We start from the raw sequence: 15,281 nt of genomic DNA on the forward strand, positions 1-15,281 counted from the left end.
CCTCGCCGACAGGCGGATCAAAGACGCAAAACGGGGCCTCGCGGGGCCCCGTTTTTCATTTTGGGAGAGCATTCGGGAAAATGCCCTGCGGCGGTCAGCCCACGTAGTCGGCGCGCTGCAACCCGTATTTCGCCATCTTCTCGTTGAGCGTACGGCGCGGCAGGCAAAGCTCCTCCATCACCGCCACGATCGACCCCTTGTGACGGCGCATGGTGTTGTCGATCAACATCCGCTCGAAAGCCTCGACGTATTCCTTGAGCGGCTTGCCCTCGGTGGTCATGGTCTGATCCTCTGGCGCATCGCCCTCGGTGAGCAGCAGCGAGGCAATCGTTCCCGACCCGCGACGGTTTTGCAGCACCGCGCGTTCGGCCACATTGACCAACTGGCGAATGTTGCCTGGCCAAGGGGCCTGCAAGAGCTGGGCGGCTTCCTGCGCGGTGATCTCGGGCGCGTCGCAGCCGTATTCCTCGGCGAATTGCTGGCTGAGCTGGGTAAAGAGCAGCAGAATATCCTCACCACGGGACCGCAGTGGCGGGGTGGTGATCTTCATCGCAGCGAGGCGGAAGTAGAGATCGGGTCGCAGCGCGCTCTCACAGGTCCGCCCCTGCTCTTGCAGGTTGCAGATCGCGATGACGCGGGTTTCGGGCGGGGTGCCCTGATCGTTGATCCACGCCAGAAGCCGCGCCTGCAAACCTTCGGGCAGCGCCTCGATATCTTCCAGCACCAGCGTGCCGCCGCGCGCTTCTTCCAACAGCGGTTGCGCGCCGCCATCGGGATCGGGACCAAAGAGCCGCTTGGCCAGTTCCGACTCCTCGCGCCCCGCACAGGCATAGGTGACGAATTTCTTGGACGCGCGCGCACCAACCGCGTGGAGCGCATGGGCCACGAGCGTCTTGCCCGTCCCTGTCTCCCCGTCGATCAGCACATGGCCGTCGGCCTGACCCAGATCGAGGATGTCCTCGCGCAGACGTTCCATCACGGGCGAGGCGCCTATAAGCTTTTTCATGATCCCCGCGCCACCAGCAAGCTCGCGGCGCAGTGCGCGGTTGTCGAGGGTGAGGCGGCGGGCGTTGGTGGCCTTCTTGGCCAGTTCCGTCATGCGGTCTGGGTTGAAGGGCTTTTCGAGAAAATCAAAGGCACCGATGCGCATTGCTTCCACCGCCATCGGCACATCCCCGTGGCCTGTGATCATGATCACGGGAAGGGCACTGTCGATGCTCATCAGCTTCTTGAGAAACTGCATTCCGTCCATGCCGGGCATCTTGATGTCAGTGATCACCGCACCAGGGTAATCGGGACCAAGCCCCTTTACCGCATCCTCTGCGCTGGCGAAGGTCTCGGTATCAAATCCCGAGAGCGCCAGCCACTGGCTGATGGATTGGCGCATATCCTGTTCGTCGTCGACGATGGCAATTTTCATGGCGCTAGGCATTTTAAGTTCTTTCTTTGCGATGTCGTCTGTCGTGTTGTGTCTGTCGTGTGTGTTCGGGTCTCGCGGCGGCCTCGCAACGGTTCGTGCTACCGCCGCCTGCGACCTCATTCGGCGGCGTGAGGGTCGCGCCGCCCGTCGCGGGGATCGTCACGCGCGCCCCCACCCTCATCGGTCTCCTCCGCCTCTTCATTGTAGAGCGGAAGGGCCATTTCGAAAACCGCACCACCCGTGGGACGGTTCTGCGCAGTCAGGCGGCCACCCAACTCGGTGACGATCCCCGAGGAGATCGCCAGCCCCAGACCAACCCCGTCGCCCGGGGCTTTGGTGGTGTAGAAGGGCTCGAAAAGGGTCTCCAGATCCACGATCCCCGACCCGTTGTCGCGCACCGTGACCGTGGCCTGTTCGCCGCCCGCCACCGTCACATCAATCTGGGGGTCGGTCGCGGTTTTACAAGCGTCAAAGGCATTGCGCAGCAGGTTGACGAGCACCTGTTCCAGCCGCACTCGGTCGCCCGACACCACCACCGCTTCGGGCGGCAGGGTGCGGGTGATTTGCACCGCGCGCTGGCGCAGTTGCGGCTCCATCATCGACAAGGCCCCGTTGACGCATTCGCGCAGGTCAATCGGTTCCAACCTGTCCGACCCCTTGCGAGCATAGGACTTGAGCTGCTTGGTGATCGCGCTCATCCGGTCAATCAGATCATCGACGCGACCAAAGGAGGCCAGCGCCTCGTCAGGGCGCTTGCGCTGGATCAGCAGCTTTGCGCCCGCCAGATAGGTTTTCATCGCGGCGAGCGGCTGGTTCAACTCGTGGCTGACAGCCGCCGACATTTCACCCAGAACGGCCAATTTGCTTGACTGTGCAAGGGTTTGCTCGGCGACTTGCAGGTTTTCTTCGGCGCGTTTGCGCTCCGCAATTTCGCGCTGCAACTGGGTGTTGAGCTGGCGCAATTCCGCGCTTTCACGCTGGAACAAGCCCGCCCGCGACACCGCGCGCCGCGAGGTCAGATAGAACAGCAGGGAGAGCATGATTGCGAACCCCATGATCTCCAAGGCAAGGAAACCGTTCACCCGTTCACGGATTGAGGTATAGGCGGTAAACGAGGCCATGCGCCAACCACGGAACGGCATCCTGCTTTCGAGGCGCATCACAGCCTCCCCGCGCAGGTAGGTTTCAGGCTCATGCGTGGTCCAGTCGGTGGTCGCGCGGATCGCCCGTTCAATGGCCGTGGGCGCATCACGCACCTGTAGGGCTTCAGCCTCCGTGCGCGAACGCCAGCGCGGTTCGGTTGACAGGATGATCGTGCCCTCGGAATTGACCACGATCACCGCATCCGAAATCCCCGCCCATTGGGTCTCAAACTTCGCCAGATCAACCGCGACGACAATCACCCCTGCCAGTGCGCCTGCCACATCAATGCGCCGCGCATAGGTGAAGGCATAGGCCCCGCTCTCTAGCTGCGTCGATTTGAAGGTCGTGTCGTTGGAACGGATCGCATCGACAAAATAGGGAGCCTGACGGTCGTTGCGGCCAAGCACGGATCGGTCAGTGGCTCCCACCACCCTGCCCGTTTTGTCGAGCAACAGGAGCGAGGCCGCGCCGATTTCTTCCACATAGGCGATGAGGTGTGCGGAGGTATTGGTGTAATCGGAGGTCGAAAGCGCCGAGGCCAGCACGGGATCTCGCGACAACAGCAGCGGTACGATGGAGGCCCGCTGCAACTCCGACAGAAGGTTGCCCGCGTAAAGCGCCTGACGCACCTCCGCGCGGTTGCGCGTGAGGATCGTGTAGCGTTCGGTGAGGAAAAGATTGGTGGTCCAGACAACCGCCACTGCCGCCACGATGAAGACAACAATCGCCAACCGCCCGAGCCACGTCAGCTTCGGGTTGTCAGGCGCAGCCGCCTGTCGCGCGGAAGTCTGCCGCGCGGCATTTTGGGAGGCGGCGCTTTGGGGCGCGGGAGTGGCAGTTTCCGAGCGGTTACTCATGAAGCGAGACTATGCGGGCGCTGGCACGGGCTGCAAGTGCCCGCGTCGCCCGCCCGCCCCCGCGCGGCGGTTTTCCGCTTGGCTCACGGGGGTTTGGCCGATCAGACAGCCAAATGCGACCCTGCGCCTCAGGCCGTGACCAGAGCCGAGAGCAGCGAGGTGAAGAACGGCTTGCCATCTTCGTTGCCATGCGCGGGTTCTGCGGCGCGTTCGGGGTGCGGCATCATGCCGAGAACGCGGCGGTTTTCGCTCAGGATACCCGCGATATCGCGGTCCGACCCGTTGGGGTTGCCGACATAACGGAACGCCACGCGATCCTCAGCTTCCAACTGGTCGAGCGTCGCGGCGTCGGCCGTGTAGTTGCCTTCGTGGTGCGCGATCGGAATGCCGATCTCCTGCCCCTTGGTATAAGCGTTGGTATAGGCACTGTCGGTGGTCTCCACTGTCAGTCGCTGCGTCTTGCACACGTATTTGACGGAAGCATTACGCAGCAGCGCCCCTGGCAGGAGCTTCGCCTCGGTGAGAACCTGAAACCCGTTGCAGATGCCAAAGGCATAGCCGCCGCGATCCACATGGGCCTTGAGGGCTGCGATCACGGGCGAGTTGGCCGCAATCGCGCCACAGCGCAGGTAATCGCCATAGGAAAACCCGCCAGGCACGCCTACGATATCCACCCCCTCGGGCAAGGTCGCATCCTTGTGCCAAACCATCGAGACATCGGCGCCCGCCTGTTTGAGCGCGACATACATATCGCGGTCACAGTTGGAACCGGGGAATTGCAGAACAGCAGCTTTCATGGGGCGTCTCCACGGGGGGGGGTGTCAGGGCTTTGCGTGAGGCAATAAAGCAGCCCCGCCCCGCGATCAAGAGCACATCGCGCGGCACATGACGCACCCGCCACACGAAAAAGCCGCCCGCCGTTTTGCAACGGGGACGGCATTCACCTGTTTGTTATGGCGCAAAGCCTTAAAGCAGGTCGATCTCGTAGCTTTCGATCACGGTGTTGGCGAGCAGTTTCTCGCACATATCCTTGATTGTCTCTTCCGAGGTGCCATCGGCCAGATCAAGTTCGATCACCTTGCCTTGGCGCACATCGTTGACGCCGTCGAAGTTGAGGGCACCGAGCGCGTGCTGGATCGCAGCCCCCTGCGGGTCCAGAACACCTGTTTTGAGCATGACGGTCACGCGGGCTTTCATAGGTCTTGTCCCTCTTTGGTCTCTAAAGCACTTGGCTCAGTTGATGATTTTGGTCACGTCGCCCGTGGGGCCGTTGGTCGGGATCACCCCGAGGCGGCGCGCCACTTCCGTATAGGCGTCGGTAAGATTTCCCAGATCACGGCGGAAAACATCCTTGTCGAGCTTCTGGCCCGTCTCGATGTCCCACAGACGGCAGCTGTCGGGGCTGATCTCGTCGGCCACGATCAGGCGCATGTAATCGCCATCCCAGACACGACCGATCTCGATCTTGAAGTCGATGAGCTTGATACCCACGCCATACATCACGCCGCTGAGATAGTCGTTGACCCGCAGGCCAAGCGCGATGATGTCGTCGAGATCCTGCTGCGAGGCCCACCCGAAGGCGATGATGTATTCTTCGGGCACCAGCGGATCGCCCAGCGCGTCGTCCTTGTAGGAAAACTCGATAATTGGACGCGGCAGGCGCGTGCCCTCTTCGATCCCCAGACGTTTGGCCATCGACCCCGCGGCGAAATTGCGCACGATCACTTCGAGCGGCACGATCTCGCATTGGCGGCACAGTTGCTCGCGCATGTTGAGGCGTTTGATGAAATGGTTGGGGATACCCAGATTGGTCAGCCCCGACATGAAGAACTCGGACAGGCGGTTGTTGAGCACGCCCTTGCCCTCGATCGTCGCCCGCTTCTCCGCGTTGAAAGCGGTGGCATCGTCCTTGAAATACTGGACAATCGTCCCTGGCTCGGGCCCTTCGTAAAGGGTTTTTGCTTTGCCTTCGTAAATCTTTTTGCGGCGCGCCATGCGGGAGCCTCCGTATCTGGTTGGGTCGCGGGAATCAAACCGCCGCGCGCCGGTCTTGCCGCTCTTTAGGCCAGCTACGCCACGGGAGCAAGCGCGCGGGTGCCTCCCGCCCCACCGATATCGCACCCCTAATTGCCCCGATTGCCGCGTCTATGCCCCCGCGCTTCCCTGTATCATACGGGCGTATCGCGTGTTTTGCGTCTTGAACCGCCGCACAGGGACAGGCATATGTGAAGCAACATCACCTTTCGGAGGAGTCATATCCCATGACCACATTTGACGACCGCGAAAACGCATTCGAAGCCAAATTCGCCCATGACGCGGACATGCAGTTCAAAGCGGAAATGCGTGCCAACAAGATGCTCGGACTTTGGGCTGCTGCCCTTCTGGGCCGTGACGATGCCGATGCCTATGCCAAGGAAGTCATCCGCGCGGATATGAAAGAACCCGGTTCCGAGGACGTGATCGCCAAGGTCGCCGAAGATCTCGGCAGCAAGGCCTCCGTCGACGAGGTGCGCGCCAAATACGCCGCCTGCCTTGGCGAAGCGAAAGCCTCCCTGCTCGACTAAGCCCTCTCGCAATCCCGTCGCGCGCCAGCCGCGCAGATTGCACACAACCATGTGAAACGCCCGCCCGATCTGTCGCGCGGGCGTTTTTCGTGTCGCGCGCCGCAACACTGCGCGGATCGCCCTCCGTATATCCTCCGATTATGCAGCAAAACCCTTCGAACAGTCGCAGGAATACGGCCACCTCCGACAGTGGGATTTCACGCGAAATGCATCGAAACTCATAAAGGTTATGACGCGAATGGGTTTGCCAAATTCGCGCGCGCGTGGCAGGAGAGACGCAACCTGCGGCACGCTCCCCCTGCGCGCTGCCCTTGCGATGTGCGATCCCCGTGCATCCGACAGCACGACGACCGGAGACCTCGATGACCGACGCCCTGACAAAACTGCTCCAGACCCGCGACTGGCTCATGGCCGATGGCGCGACGGGCACGACGCTGTTCAATATGGGACTGCAATCGGGCGACGCGCCCGAGTTGTGGAACGTCGACAAACCCGACAACATCACCGAGCTTTACAAGGGTGCTGTTGATGCGGGCTCTGACATCTTCCTCACCAACTCCTTCGGCGGCACCGCCGCGCGACTGAAACTGCACAATGCACAAGACCGCGTGTTCGAGCTGAACAAGGCCGCCGCCGAGATCGGCCGCGAGGTTGCTGACAAGGCTGGCCGCCCCGTCATCGTCGCAGGCTCCATGGGCCCCACGGGCGAGATCATGGAACCCATGGGTGCGCTCACTTACGAGCATGCCGTCGAGATGTTCCACGAACAGGCCGAGGGCCTGAAAGCGGGCGGCGCCGATGTGGCTTGGGTCGAAACCATTTCCGCCCCCGAAGAGTATAAAGCCGCTGGCGAAGGCGCGGCGAAGGCTGGGCTGGCTTGGGTCGGCACCATGAGCTTCGACACCGCTGGGCGCACCATGATGGGCGTCACCTCCGCCGAGCTTGCCAATATGGTCGAGAAACTGCCCACCCCGCCCGTCGCCTATGGCGCGAACTGCGGCACGGGATCGTCCGACCTGCTGCGCACAATTCTGGGCTTTGCCGCCCAAGGGCACGAGCGCCCAATTATCGCCAAGGGCAACGCGGGCATCCCCCGCTATGTCGACGGCCACATCCACTATGACGGCACCCCCGCGCTGATGGGCGACTACGCCTGTATGGCACGTGACGCGGGCGCGACCATCATCGGCGGTTGCTGCGGCACCACGCCCGAACACCTGCGCGCCATGCGCGAGGCGCTGGAGACCCGCCCGCGCGGCGAGCGCCCCACGTTGGAAGAGATCGTCGAGAAACTGGGCGCCTTCTCCTCCACCTCCGATGGCACCGATGACAAAGGGCCCGCCAAACGCGCCCGCACAGGCCGCCGCGGCCGTCGCAGCTAACCCTCGCGCCCGCCTGCCTGACCACTTTATGACGCGCCACCGCTGGCGCACCCAAACTGCACAAACGCCGCAAAGGATAGACCTATGTCTGACGATGATGACCTGATCCTGTCCGAACTGGACGATGGCGAGCTTGTCGAACAGATGATGGACGACCTCTACGACGGTCTGAAAGACGAGATCTCCGAAGGTGTCCGAATCCTGCTGGACCGCAAATGGACGCCCTATGACATCCTGACCAAATCGCTGGTCGCAGGGATGCAGATCGTGGGCGACGACTTCCGCGATGGTATCCTCTTCGTCCCCGAAGTTCTCAAGGCCGCGCAGGCGATGAAGGGTGGCATGGCCATTCTCAAGCCGCTTCTGGTCGAAACGGGCGCACCCAAGATGGGCAAAATGGTCATCGGCACGGTCAAGGGCGACATCCACGACATCGGCAAGAACCTTGTTGCCATGATGATGGAAGGTGCGGGCTTCGAGATCATTGATCTGGGCATTAACACCGAGGCCGAGGAATATATCGGCGCGGCGGAGAAGGAAGGCGCCGACATCATCGGCATGTCCGCTCTGCTGACCACGACCATGCCCTACATGAAAACCGTGATCGAGAACCTCAAAGATCAAGGGCTGCGCGACAAGTATATCGTGCTGTGCGGCGGCGCGCCTCTCAACGAGGAATTCGGCCGCGCGATCGGGGCGGACGCCTATTGCGATGACGCCGCGATTGCCGTGGAAACCGCGAAGAACCTGATCGCGGCCCGCCACAACCAGCGCTAAGCGCCGTGTCCGCGCAGGCCACATCAAACGCCAAGCCCGCCGCCGCTCCGAGCGGTGAGGCCCTGAGCGATGAGATCCTGCGCGACGAGGGGCTGTCCCAACTGGGCTCGGGTCGGACTTTGGTGATCGCCTGTGGCGCGCTGGCCCGCGAAATCGTCACGCTGATCAAGGGTAATGCGCTCGACCACCTGACGCTGACCTGCCTGCCCGCGATCCTGCACAACACGCCCGCCAAAATTCCCGCCGCCGTTGAGGCGGTGATCGTGGAGAACCGCGAGAAATACGACCGCATCCTCGTGGCCTACGGCGATTGCGGAACGGGCGGGCTATTGCAGGCGGTGTGCGACCGCCATGGCGCGGAAATGATCGACGCGCCCCATTGCTATTCGTTTTTCGATGGTGCCGAAGCTTTCGCCGAACGCGGCGAAGTGACCAGCTTTTTCCTTACCGACTTTCTGGCGCGCCAGTTCGATGCCTTCGTCTGGCGTCCGCTCGGCCTTGATCGCCACCCCGACCTGCTGGAGATGTATTTCGGCAATTACGAAAAACTCGTCTACCTTGCGCAGACCGACGATCCAGCCCTCACCCAAACCGCAAAGACCTGCGCGGACCGTCTCGGCCTTGCTTTCGAGCGGCGGTTTACGGGTTATGGCGAGCTGGCGCCCTTCGTGACCGAGCCACGCGACGGGTGATAGTGCGGGGCGTTACAGCGCCCGTTCCGCCGTTTCCTTGATCCGCTGAACCATGGCGCGCAAGCCGTTGGAGCGTTGCGACGACAGATGTTCGTTGAGGCCAAGCCGCCCCAGTTCCGCCACCGCATCAACCTCCACCACCTCTTTCGGCGTCAGCCCTGCATAGAGCGTGTGCAGCACGGCAATCAGCCCCTGCACGATCATCGCGTCAGAAGCGCCCTCGAAGTCGAACTTGCCCCCCTCCAGCGTCGGAACCAGCCAGACCTGCGAGGCACAGCCCTCTACCTTGGTCGCGGGCACCTGAAGGCTTTCATCAAGCGCGGGAAACGCCTTGCCCATGTCGATGACATGGCGATAGCGGTCCTCCCAATCGTCCAAAAATTCAAAGGTTTCGACGAGGTCTTCGAAGGCTTCGGTGGCCATCACTGTGCTCCATGAATTCTGCCCGACCGACATAAGCCCTCGCGGCGCGGAGGTCCAGACACCGCTCCCGTGCCGCTTCACCCTTTTCAACCGCGCATTGATCCGCTACCCATTTGGGCAAAGCAATCCGACGGGGGAAGATGATGCGGCGGGAATTGATAGCGGGCGGCTTGGCCCTTGTGATGCTTTCGGGATGTGCAACCGTGCGCGAGTCCCGATTCAACCCCATGAACTGGTTCGGTCGTTCCGAACCTGTGCAGCAGACCACCGTCGACGGACAACCCGTCACCGTTCTCCAGACCCTCGCCCCGCGCAAGGGTTACCCCGCCTTCACCGACACCCGCCCGCTCGCACCCGCGCTGGCCGATGTGTCGATCCAGCGGTCTGCTTCGGGCGGTATCGTCACCGCCACTGCCGCAGTGCCCGCGCTTGGCTACTACGACGCCGAACTCGTGCCCGTGCCCTCCGAGCGCAGCGACACGCTGGTCTTCGACTTCCGCCTGCGTCCGCCCTCGACGGCACAGGGCACAGGCAACGAGGCGCAGCGCCGCATCACTGCCGCCCGCGCGCTCTCCTTCCCCGAGTTGGAAGGCGTGCGCCGCATCGTGGTCAACGCGGCAAACGGCGCGCGGCAGGTGCGCCGATGAGCGAGGCCGCGTCCACCGTGGCCCCGCGCAAGATCATCATCGACACCGATCCTGGACAGGATGACGCGATGGCGATCCTGCTCGCCCTTGCCTCCCCGGAAATCGAAGTGCTCGGCATCACCGCCGTGGCGGGCAATGTGCCGCTTTGGCGCACCGCCGAGAACGCGCTGAAAGTCTGCGAAGTGGCGGGCAAGCGCGATGTGAAGGTCTTCGCAGGCTGCGAAAAGCCTATGGCGCACAGCCTTATCACCGCCGAACATGTCCACGGCAAGACGGGCCTCGACGGGATCGAACTGCCCCAACCCACGATGGCCTTGCAGGAGCAAAGCGGCGTCGATTTCATCATCGAAACCCTGCGCAACGAGCCTGCGGGCGCGGTGACGCTCTGCACACTTGGCCCGCTCACCAATATCGCAACCGCCTTCGAGAAAGCGCCCGATATCGTGGAGCGCGTTGGTCAGGTGGTCATGATGGGCGGGGCCTATTTCGAGGTGGGCAACATTACCCCCGCCGCCGAGTTCAATATCTACGTCGACCCCGAAGCCGCCGATATCGTGTTCAAATCGGGCGCCGATCTGGTCGTCATGCCGCTGGACGTGACCCATAAGGCGCTGGTGACGAAACCGCGCCTTGAGGCCTTTGGCGCTTTCGGCACCCATGTCGGCGAGGCCTGTAAGGGCTGGCTCGATTTCTTTGAACGCTTCGATGTCGAAAAATACGGTTCCGAGGGCGGGCCGCTGCATGATCCGACCGTGATCGCCTACCTGATCGCGCCAGAGCTATTCAAAGGCCGCCACATCAACGTCGAGATCGAAACGCAATCCGATCTGACGCGCGGCATGACCGTGGCCGACTGGTGGGGTGTGACCGACCGTCCCGCCAATGCGCATTTTTTGGGCGATATCGACGCGGACGGGTTCTTTACCCTCCTGACCGAGCGGATCGCGCGACTTTGATCGAATGCGGGGATCGTCTTCGCGCACAAACGCATTAGGTGTCTCCCATGATCCGATTTGACAACAGCTACGCCCGCCTCCCCGACCGCATGTTCGCCCGCATCGCGCCAGAAGAGGTGCCCGCCCCCGAAATGGTGCTGCACAACGACACGCTAGCCGAGGCGCTTGGCGTGACCGATTGGGGCGCGGATGTCTTTGCGGGCAACACCATTCCCGATGGCGCCGACCCGATAGCGCAGGCCTACGCAGGCCACCAGTTCGGCGGATGGGTGCCGCAGCTTGGCGACGGGCGCGCGGTGCTTCTGGGCGAAATCGTCGGCCCCGAAGGGCGCGTCGACATCCAGCTCAAGGGCGCAGGCCGCACCCCGTTTTCGCGCCGTGGCGACGGACGCGCGTGGATCGGGCCAGCTTTGCGCGAATACCTCGTCAGCGAATTCATGTATGCAGCGGGCGTGCCGACGACTCGGGCGCTGGCCGTGGTGCGCACAGGCGAACGTGTGCAGCGCGAGCGCGGCTATCCTGGTGCGATCCTGACCCGTGTGGCCGCTTCGCACATCCGTGTCGGCACCTTCCAGTATTTCACCGCCCGCGACGATACCGAGGCACTGGAGGCGCTGGAGGCCCAAGTGCGCGACCGCCACTACCCCGACGCCAAAACCGCCCGCGACCTCTATGCCGCCATCGTCGGCGCACAAGCGGAACTGGTCGCCAAATGGATGGGGCTTGGCTTCGTCCACGGGGTGATGAACACCGACAACATGGCCGTGAGCGGCGAGACCATCGACTATGGCCCCTGCGCCTTTCTCGACCGCTACGATCCAAAGGCCTGTTTCTCCTCCATCGACCAATACGGGCGCTACGCCTATGACCAACAGGCCAATATGGCGGGATGGAATCTGGCGCAGCTCGGCTCCTGTTTCGTCCCGCTCGTGGCGCGTGATCTGGCCGCAGATGGCATGGCGGCGGCCGAGACAACCGAGGCCGCCGTGGCCGCGCTGACCGAAGTGCTCACCGATTTCCCCACACGCTATCAGGACGCATGGCGCAACACCTTCGCGGCCAAGATCGGAATTGCAGCGCCGCGTGAAGGGGATGAGGAACTGGTGCAAGATCTCCTGACGCTGATGGCGGCGGGCGAGGTGGATTTCACCAATTTCTTCCGTGGGTTGAGCGATGGAACCGCGCGGGATATGCTGCCCGACCCGACCGCATTCGACGCATGGGAAGGCCGCTGGCAGGCCCGTCTGGCTGAGGAGGCGGACGACCACGACCCGCAGGCCCTCATGGCCGCAACCAACCCTGTGATCATCCCGCGCAACCACCAGATCGAGCGCGTGATCGCGGCGGCAGTAGAGGGCGACGATGCCCCTGCCCGTGCGCTGGAAACGGCCCTGCGCACCCCCTTTGACACGGCCCATGCAGGCGGCAATCTCGCCACGCCACCGCAAAGCCACGAACGCGTCACCCAGACCTTCTGCGGCACCTGAGACGCGCATAAAATCGGTGGCGGGCGGGCGCAGCTGTGCTATCGCTTGGGGCAATCACCCGCCCCGCATGTGAAAGGCCACCCATGTCGCTGTTGCAAATCACCTCGCTCCTGATTGTCCTCGCTGGTGCCTTCGGCGCGATCAACTACCTTTTCCTGCGCCTGCCCTCGGCCATCGGCATTCTTGTCGTCTCGCTCGTCGCCTCTCTCGTGGTGATCGGAATGGATGCGATCTGGCCTGCGATGGAGGTTGAGGAGACGATCCGCGCACAGGTCACGGCGATTGATTTTTCCGAGGCCCTGCTGGAAGGGATGCTCGGCCTGCTCCTTTTTGCGGGGGCGCTGCATGTCAAACTCTCCGACCTGCGCAACGAATGGCGCGCGGTGTTCCTCATGGCGACGCTGGGTGTGGGCCTCTCTACGGTGGTGGTGGGCGTGGGCTTTACGTGGATCACGGGAATGCCACTGCTTATCGCGCTGACCTTCGGCGCGCTGATCTCCCCCACCGATCCTGTCGCGGTGCTTGGCGTGCTGCGTCAGGCCAACCTGCAAAAGTCGCTGGAGACCAAGATCGCGGGCGAAAGCCTGTTCAACGATGGTGTGGGATACGTTGTCTTTCTGGTGCTGTCGGGGCTGGCGTTTACGGGCATGGACGCGGGCCACGGCGCGGATCACGGCGAGGGCGATGCGCTCACCAATGCCGCGCAACTCTTCTTTCAAGAAGCCGTGGGCGGCGCGATGCTGGGCCTTGTGCTTGGCTGGCTGACCTTCCGCGTCATGCGGCTGATCGACGATTATGCGCTTGAAGTGCTGATCACACTGGGGCTGGCCTTTGGAGGATACGAACTGGCCGTGGCGCTGCATTTCTCCGCGCCGATCATGGCGGTCTGTGCGGGGCTGTTGATCGGGGACGTGGGCGCCAAACACGGCATGTCCGAGCAGACCCGCGACTACGTGGATGCCTTTTGGAAAATGGTCGACGAGATTCTCAACGCGGTGCTGTTCCTGATGATCGGTTTCGAAGTCTTTGCCGTGGCCTTCGACACGCGCTCCATCGGTGTGGGCGCTATGGCCATCGCACTGGCGCTCGTGGCGCGCTTTGTCGCCGTGGCCGTGCCTATCACCCTGCTCAAACCCTTCCGCAGTTTCTCACGCGGTGTGGTGCCGATCATGACATGGGGCGGGCTCAAAGGCGGGATTTCCGTGGCCCTTGCGCTCTCGCTGCCCGACAGCGAATGGAAGGCCCTGATCCTCACGGCGACATATATCGTCGTAATTTTCTCGATCATCGTTCAGGGCCTTACCGTCGCACCTCTGGCCAAACGCCTTGGCCGCGAGCCTGAACTCGGCATGGAATAGCCCCCGCCTGCGCCTCTCGCGGCGGCTCCTGCCCAGCCAGTTGCGAAAACTTTCGCAGAAGGCTGGACCTTCCCCGCGCGACTTTCTACCTTGTGGCCCGAGTATTGAGGGGGAGCGCCCATGTCCGACACCATCCTATCGCGCTGCGAGGCCAGCGGCCTGCGCATGACCGAACAGCGGCGCGTGATCGCCACCGTGCTGGACGAGGCGAACGACCACCCCGATGTGGAAGAGCTTTACGCCCGCGCCTCCGCGCGCGATGCGGGCATCTCGCTGGCCACCGTTTATCGCACCGTGAAACTGCTCGAAGAGGAAGGCATCCTTGAGCGCCACGATTTCGGCGGCGGACGGGCGCATTACGAGGCGGCGGGGCGGGCGCATCACGACCACCTCATCGACATGGACACCGGCCGCGTGATCGAGTTCTGCGACCCCGATATCGAGGCACTTCAGGAGAAGATCGCGGCCAAGCTCGGCTACACGCTCAAAGGCCACAAGCTTGAGCTCTACGGCGTGAAGAAATCCTCGTGAGCGCCCCTGCCGTGACTTCTGCCCCGATTCCCACCGACAACCTGCGCGCCATCGGCCTGATCATCGCCTCCATGGCGCTGTTCACCGTCGAGGACGTGTTCATCAAGTCGCTTTCCTTCCACCTGCCCGCAGGTCAGATCATGCTGATGTTCGCCTCGGGCGGCGTGGTGCTGTTCTCCGCACTGGCGACCTTCCAACGCCGCAGGGTCTTCGCCCGTGCCAACTGGCGCCTCCTGCCGCTTGTGCGCGCGGGCATGGAAGGGGTTGCGGCGGCAGCCTTCTTCACCGCCATCGCCCAAGCCGACCTGTCGCTTGTCACCGCGATCTTCATGGCCATGCCCATTGCCGCCACCATCGGCGCAGCTTTGTTTCTCAAGGAAAAGGTCGGCATCGTCCGCTGGAGCGCCGTTATCGTGGGCTTCCTTGGTGTGCTGCTGATCGTGCGACCAGGGATGGGCGCGGTGGACCCTGGTGCGCTTTGGGTGCTTGTCGCCACGATTGCCGTGGCCGCCCGCGACCTGATCACCCGCGTGATGGACGCCAACCTGCCGCCCGCCGTGGTCTCCGCGCAGGCCTATCTCACCGTCATCCCCGCAGGCATCGCCATCCTCGCACTGACCGACCAGTCCGCCCGCGCCCCCACAGGGCCCGAGGCGCTCATGGCACTCACGGGGCTGTCCTTCGGCGTGCTGGGCTATCTGGCCATCGTCGCAGCCATGAGGTGGGGGGAACCCTCCGCCGTCACGCCGCTGCGCTACACGCGCCTGATCTTCGCCATCATCGCGGGCGTGGTGATCCTCGGGGAACGCCCCGACGCCCCGACACTGGCGGGCGCGGCGCTTATCACGGGCGCGGGACTTGTGATTGCCATGCGCGAACGCCGTCTGGCGCGGCGTCTGGCCCAACAGGCCACCGCCCGCCCCTAGCCCGCACACCATGCTCCGACACCAGCAGATCGCGCCCCGAAAATGCGGGTTGGCGTTGACCCTAGCGTAAAGGCTGCTATCAAACACCCGACTGGCCCGCAGACCACAACTCCACGAG

16 protein-coding genes are annotated in these 15,281 nt (G+C 63.1%); 10 read left to right on the forward strand and 6 right to left on the reverse strand.

The window, feature by feature from the left end; genetic code table 11:
* Positions 1 to 94: 94 nt before the first annotated feature.
* The 5 genes from ACN0SC_RS00200 to purC all read right to left on the reverse strand — a co-directional run bounded on the left by ACN0SC_RS00200 (position 95) and on the right by purC (position 5,415).
* On the reverse strand, positions 95 to 1,432 hold the full coding sequence (locus ACN0SC_RS00200; protein ID WP_417247649.1) for a sigma-54-dependent transcriptional regulator: 1,338 nt from the start codon (positions 1,430 to 1,432) through the stop codon (positions 95 to 97).
* A 104-nt stretch (positions 1,433 to 1,536) separates the two neighbouring features.
* Positions 1,537 to 3,420, reverse strand: a complete 1,884-nt coding sequence (locus tag ACN0SC_RS00205) for a sensor histidine kinase (protein WP_417247650.1) — start codon at positions 3,418 to 3,420, stop codon at positions 1,537 to 1,539.
* A gap of 128 nt (positions 3,421 to 3,548) precedes the next feature.
* Positions 3,549 to 4,217 carry a phosphoribosylformylglycinamidine synthase subunit PurQ gene (purQ, locus tag ACN0SC_RS00210; protein ID WP_417247651.1) on the reverse strand — a complete coding sequence of 223 codons (669 nt, stop codon included), beginning with the start codon at positions 4,215 to 4,217 and terminating at the stop codon, positions 3,549 to 3,551.
* A 169-nt stretch (positions 4,218 to 4,386) separates the two neighbouring features.
* Complete coding sequence (gene purS / locus ACN0SC_RS00215) at positions 4,387 to 4,617, reverse strand: phosphoribosylformylglycinamidine synthase subunit PurS (RefSeq protein ID WP_417247652.1); 231 nt, start codon at positions 4,615 to 4,617, stop codon at positions 4,387 to 4,389.
* A 36-nt stretch (positions 4,618 to 4,653) separates the two neighbouring features.
* Entirely contained in the window at positions 4,654 to 5,415 is a 762-nt protein-coding gene (gene purC, locus ACN0SC_RS00220) for a phosphoribosylaminoimidazolesuccinocarboxamide synthase (RefSeq protein WP_417247653.1), read from the reverse strand.
* Between the two features lie 266 nt (positions 5,416 to 5,681).
* Here purC and ACN0SC_RS00225 point away from each other — a divergent pair, with 266 nt between their 5' ends.
* The 4 genes from ACN0SC_RS00225 (at position 5,682) to ACN0SC_RS00240 (ending at position 8,835) form a co-directional block, all read left to right on the forward strand.
* Positions 5,682 to 5,984, forward strand: a complete 303-nt coding sequence (locus ACN0SC_RS00225; RefSeq protein WP_417247654.1) for a DUF1476 domain-containing protein — start codon at positions 5,682 to 5,684, stop codon at positions 5,982 to 5,984.
* Positions 5,985 to 6,346: 362 nt separating this feature from the next.
* The gene (gene bmt / locus ACN0SC_RS00230) at positions 6,347 to 7,366 is read left to right on the forward strand and encodes a betaine--homocysteine S-methyltransferase (RefSeq protein WP_417247655.1); all 1,020 of its coding nucleotides are present in this window, start codon (positions 6,347 to 6,349) and stop codon (positions 7,364 to 7,366) included.
* Between the two features lie 84 nt (positions 7,367 to 7,450).
* The gene (locus tag ACN0SC_RS00235; protein ID WP_417247656.1) at positions 7,451 to 8,143 is read left to right on the forward strand and encodes a corrinoid protein; all 693 of its coding nucleotides are present in this window, start codon (positions 7,451 to 7,453) and stop codon (positions 8,141 to 8,143) included.
* 62 nt (positions 8,144 to 8,205) lie between these two features.
* On the forward strand, positions 8,206 to 8,835 hold the full coding sequence (locus ACN0SC_RS00240) for a DUF1638 domain-containing protein (RefSeq protein WP_417248529.1): 630 nt from the start codon (positions 8,206 to 8,208) through the stop codon (positions 8,833 to 8,835).
* A gap of 12 nt (positions 8,836 to 8,847) precedes the next feature.
* On the opposite strand, the gene ACN0SC_RS00245 is transcribed toward ACN0SC_RS00240, so the two are convergent.
* The gene (locus ACN0SC_RS00245) at positions 8,848 to 9,258 is read right to left on the reverse strand and encodes a SufE family protein (RefSeq protein ID WP_417247657.1); all 411 of its coding nucleotides are present in this window, start codon (positions 9,256 to 9,258) and stop codon (positions 8,848 to 8,850) included.
* A 203-nt stretch (positions 9,259 to 9,461) separates the two neighbouring features.
* Here ACN0SC_RS00245 and ACN0SC_RS00250 point away from each other — a divergent pair, with 203 nt between their 5' ends.
* The 6 genes from ACN0SC_RS00250 to ACN0SC_RS00275 all read left to right on the forward strand — a co-directional run bounded on the left by ACN0SC_RS00250 (position 9,462) and on the right by ACN0SC_RS00275 (position 15,163).
* Complete coding sequence (locus tag ACN0SC_RS00250) at positions 9,462 to 9,905, forward strand: hypothetical protein (RefSeq protein WP_417247658.1); 444 nt, start codon at positions 9,462 to 9,464, stop codon at positions 9,903 to 9,905.
* Entirely contained in the window at positions 9,902 to 10,861 is a 960-nt protein-coding gene (locus ACN0SC_RS00255; protein WP_417247659.1) for a nucleoside hydrolase, read from the forward strand. Before ACN0SC_RS00250 ends, ACN0SC_RS00255 begins: the two co-directional genes overlap by 4 nt.
* Positions 10,862 to 10,908: 47 nt before the next feature.
* Positions 10,909 to 12,348 (forward strand): protein adenylyltransferase SelO, encoded by a 1,440-nt coding sequence (locus ACN0SC_RS00260; protein ID WP_417247660.1) that lies wholly within the window; start codon positions 10,909 to 10,911, stop codon positions 12,346 to 12,348.
* A gap of 83 nt (positions 12,349 to 12,431) precedes the next feature.
* A complete protein-coding gene (locus ACN0SC_RS00265; RefSeq protein WP_417247661.1) occupies positions 12,432 to 13,706 on the forward strand; it encodes a cation:proton antiporter in 1,275 nt (424 codons plus the stop codon).
* A 120-nt stretch (positions 13,707 to 13,826) separates the two neighbouring features.
* On the forward strand, positions 13,827 to 14,237 hold the full coding sequence (locus tag ACN0SC_RS00270) for a Fur family transcriptional regulator (RefSeq protein WP_417247662.1): 411 nt from the start codon (positions 13,827 to 13,829) through the stop codon (positions 14,235 to 14,237).
* Positions 14,234 to 15,163 (forward strand): DMT family transporter, encoded by a 930-nt coding sequence (locus ACN0SC_RS00275; RefSeq protein ID WP_417247663.1) that lies wholly within the window; start codon positions 14,234 to 14,236, stop codon positions 15,161 to 15,163. The genes ACN0SC_RS00270 and ACN0SC_RS00275 overlap by 4 nt, the downstream gene beginning before the upstream one ends.
* Positions 15,164 to 15,281: the final 118 nt, after the last annotated feature.

Origin of the sequence: Celeribacter sp., assembly GCF_048261515.1 — a bacterium.
Lineage (GTDB): Bacteria > Pseudomonadota > Alphaproteobacteria > Rhodobacterales > Rhodobacteraceae > Celeribacter.

Excerpts from the sequence above, each read along its gene's own strand:
- ACN0SC_RS00200 (WP_417247649.1), bottom strand. The coding sequence starts at position 1,432 with ATGCCTAGCGCCATGAAAATTGCCATCGTCGACGACGAACAGGATATG.
- ACN0SC_RS00205 (WP_417247650.1), bottom strand. The coding sequence starts at position 3,420 with ATGAGTAACCGCTCGGAAACTGCCACTCCCGCGCCCCAAAGCGCCGCC.
- purQ (WP_417247651.1), bottom strand. The coding sequence starts at position 4,217 with ATGAAAGCTGCTGTTCTGCAATTCCCCGGTTCCAACTGTGACCGCGAT.
- purS (WP_417247652.1), bottom strand. The coding sequence starts at position 4,617 with ATGAAAGCCCGCGTGACCGTCATGCTCAAAACAGGTGTTCTGGACCCG.
- purC (WP_417247653.1), bottom strand. The coding sequence starts at position 5,415 with ATGGCGCGCCGCAAAAAGATTTACGAAGGCAAAGCAAAAACCCTTTAC.
- ACN0SC_RS00225 (WP_417247654.1), top strand. The coding sequence starts at position 5,682 with ATGACCACATTTGACGACCGCGAAAACGCATTCGAAGCCAAATTCGCC.
- bmt (WP_417247655.1), top strand. The coding sequence starts at position 6,347 with ATGACCGACGCCCTGACAAAACTGCTCCAGACCCGCGACTGGCTCATG.
- ACN0SC_RS00235 (WP_417247656.1), top strand. The coding sequence starts at position 7,451 with ATGTCTGACGATGATGACCTGATCCTGTCCGAACTGGACGATGGCGAG.
- ACN0SC_RS00245 (WP_417247657.1), bottom strand. The coding sequence starts at position 9,258 with ATGGCCACCGAAGCCTTCGAAGACCTCGTCGAAACCTTTGAATTTTTG.
- ACN0SC_RS00255 (WP_417247659.1), top strand. The coding sequence starts at position 9,902 with ATGAGCGAGGCCGCGTCCACCGTGGCCCCGCGCAAGATCATCATCGAC.
- ACN0SC_RS00260 (WP_417247660.1), top strand. The coding sequence starts at position 10,909 with ATGATCCGATTTGACAACAGCTACGCCCGCCTCCCCGACCGCATGTTC.
- ACN0SC_RS00265 (WP_417247661.1), top strand. The coding sequence starts at position 12,432 with ATGTCGCTGTTGCAAATCACCTCGCTCCTGATTGTCCTCGCTGGTGCC.
- ACN0SC_RS00270 (WP_417247662.1), top strand. The coding sequence starts at position 13,827 with ATGTCCGACACCATCCTATCGCGCTGCGAGGCCAGCGGCCTGCGCATG.